Annotated in this window: 3 protein-coding genes; all 3 read left to right on the plus strand. The window is 74.9% G+C overall.

Going from position 1 to position 2227, the window contains the following annotated elements; translation table 11 throughout:
- The coding region (locus tag ABWI04_RS42535; protein WP_353835958.1) for a hypothetical protein at positions 1-183 on the plus strand (183 nt) is incomplete at its 5' end.
- 26 nt (positions 184-209) lie between these two features.
- The gene (locus tag ABWI04_RS42540; RefSeq protein ID WP_345177049.1) at positions 210-707 is read left to right on the plus strand and encodes a DUF4282 domain-containing protein; all 498 of its coding nucleotides are present in this window, start codon (positions 210-212) and stop codon (positions 705-707) included.
- 11 nt (positions 708-718) lie between these two features.
- Positions 719-2227 (plus strand): protein kinase domain-containing protein (locus tag ABWI04_RS42545; RefSeq protein ID WP_353835959.1); only part of this gene is annotated, 1509 nt, incomplete at its 3' end.

Genomic DNA, 2227 nt, shown 5'->3' on the forward strand with positions numbered 1-2227 from the left:
GGCGGCTCGACGATCACGCAGCAGCTCGCGCGCAACCTGTATCCGGACGAGATTGGCCGTGCGCCGACGCCAGAACCTGGCACCGCCGGCCCGCGCGTCCGCACCGGGCCCCCGCGCGATACGGGATCGTCGCGCGGCGGGTTCCGGCGGCGGACGGGGCCAGGCTTTAGAGTCTCCGTGTAGCGGTCCCCACACTGGAGACGACGGTGATGACGAACCCACCGGACCCTGGCAACCCTCCGCGTCCGCAGGCGCCCGGCGGTCCCGGCGGGCCCTACGGTCCACCGCCCGGCGGGCCCGCCGGGCCCGGCGGCCCCTTCCCCGGCCCCGTCCCCGGCCCCCGCCCGCCCGGCCCGGCCTCCGGGTACCCGGAGCCGCCGCGGGGATGGGCGCCCCCGCCCGGCGAGCCGAGGGGCGGGAACGTGTTCGGAGGGCTGTTCGACCTCAACTTCGACACCATGATCACCACGCGGGTGGTGAAGATCCTCTACGTGCTCGCGCTGATCCCGATCACCCTGTTCGCGCTGCTGATGGCGGTGTACGGGATCGCGTGGCTCGACGACAGCGCGGCGTTCGGCCTCATGCTCCTCCTCGGGTCCCCGTTCGCGTGGCTCTTCCAGGTGTTCGCGACCCGGATCGCCCTGGAGTTCGTCATCAACCAGTTCAAGATCAGCGAGTATCTTCGGGCCATCAAGGACAAGGGCTAGACGGGACGGCTGTGGGCGAGTTCGATGGCGCCCCGCCACGCGACACCCGGCGCGACGCCGGGACGACGCGGCGGGACGCGGAGGTGCCCGGGCCGCGCCCGGCGTCGTCGACCCGGCGGGAGGGGCACGGTCCCGGGGATCCGCTGATGCGGCTGCCGGCCGTGCTCGGCGAGCGGTACGCGACGGTCGCCGAGCTGCCCGTGCAGGGCGCCGAGTCCGACCTGCTCCTGGTGCGCGACGCCGACGGCGCCGAGTTCGTGGTGAAGATCTTCCGCCGCGGGTACCGCGCCGACCGGGAGGTGTGGGCGAAGCTGCCCGCGCTGGACGCGCCGAACGTCCTGCGCATCCTGGAGACGGGGCACGCCGACGGGCGCGACTACGAGATCGCCGCGTACGCGCCGGACGGCAACCTGCGGGCGCTGATGGACGAGGGGCCGCTCCCGGAGGACACGGTGGCCGAGGTCGCCGCCCAGCTCGCCGCCGGTCTGGAGGCGCTGCACCGGGCCGGCATCGTCCACCGGGACCTCAAGCCCGAGAACGTCCTGGTGCTGGGCGGGGAGCCGCTGCGGCTCGCCATCGCCGACTTCGGGCTGAGCCGGGTCCTCGACCAGAGCGTGGTGTTCGCCTCGTCGTCGCGGACGCTGGCCTACGCCGCTCCGGAGTCCCTGTCCGGCCAGGTGTCGCCGGCGCGCGACTGGTGGTCGCTCGGCATGATCGTCCGGGAGCTGGCGACGGGCCGGCCGCCGTTCCAGGGGCTGAGCGAGACCGTCGTGGTCGACCATCTCGCGACGCGGCCGGTCAGCGCGGACGACGTCTCCGACCCCCGGCTGCGGCTGCTGTGCCAGGGGCTGCTGACCCGCGACCCGCGCGCGCGATGGACGGGCGAGCAGGTACGGGAGTGGCTGGACGGCGGTTCGCCGCGGGTCGCGGAGGAGAGCGTCCCGGTGGGCGCCGGGCTGCCGTTCAGGGGCCGCCGCTACACCGGCAGGAGCGAGCTGGCCCGCGCTCTCGTCGAGAACTGGGACCACGCCGCCCAGTACTTCTTCGGCCGGGGCGAGACCGGCGAGGCGTGGCGGAGCCTGCGGGAGTGGCTCGCGGAGGTGCCCGACGACGGCCGCATCGCGCTCGTCGACGGCCACCTCATGACGACGCTGCCGCCCGACGTCAAGCTCCTGCACCTCGTGCGGTGGCTGGATCCGGCGATGCCCCCGCACTACCTCGGCCGCCGGATCACCGCCGCCGACCTGCCCGGGCTGGCGGGCCTGGCCGCCGACCGGCGCCATCCCGACCACCGCACCGCCTGCCTCATCGGGCGGGCGCTGTGGGAGCACCGCCTGCTGCCCGTCCTCGCCGGCTTCGCGGGCGGCGAGGAGCTGGCCCGGGTCGACGACCAGTGGCGCGCGCACGTGTCGGCATGGAACGACCTGGTGCGCTGGCTGCGCGAGCAGGCCGCCGCGCCGCCGGGTTCGGGCGTGCCCACCTCGCAGGAATCGCGCAGCCACAACTCGGCGTACTCCGCC

It is taken from the genome of Actinomadura sp. NPDC000929, assembly GCF_040492065.1.
GTDB classification, from domain to species: domain Bacteria; phylum Actinomycetota; class Actinomycetes; order Streptosporangiales; family Streptosporangiaceae; genus Spirillospora; species Spirillospora verrucosospora.

Excerpts from the sequence above, each read along its gene's own strand:
- ABWI04_RS42540 (WP_345177049.1), top strand. The coding sequence starts at position 210 with ATGACGAACCCACCGGACCCTGGCAACCCTCCGCGTCCGCAGGCGCCC.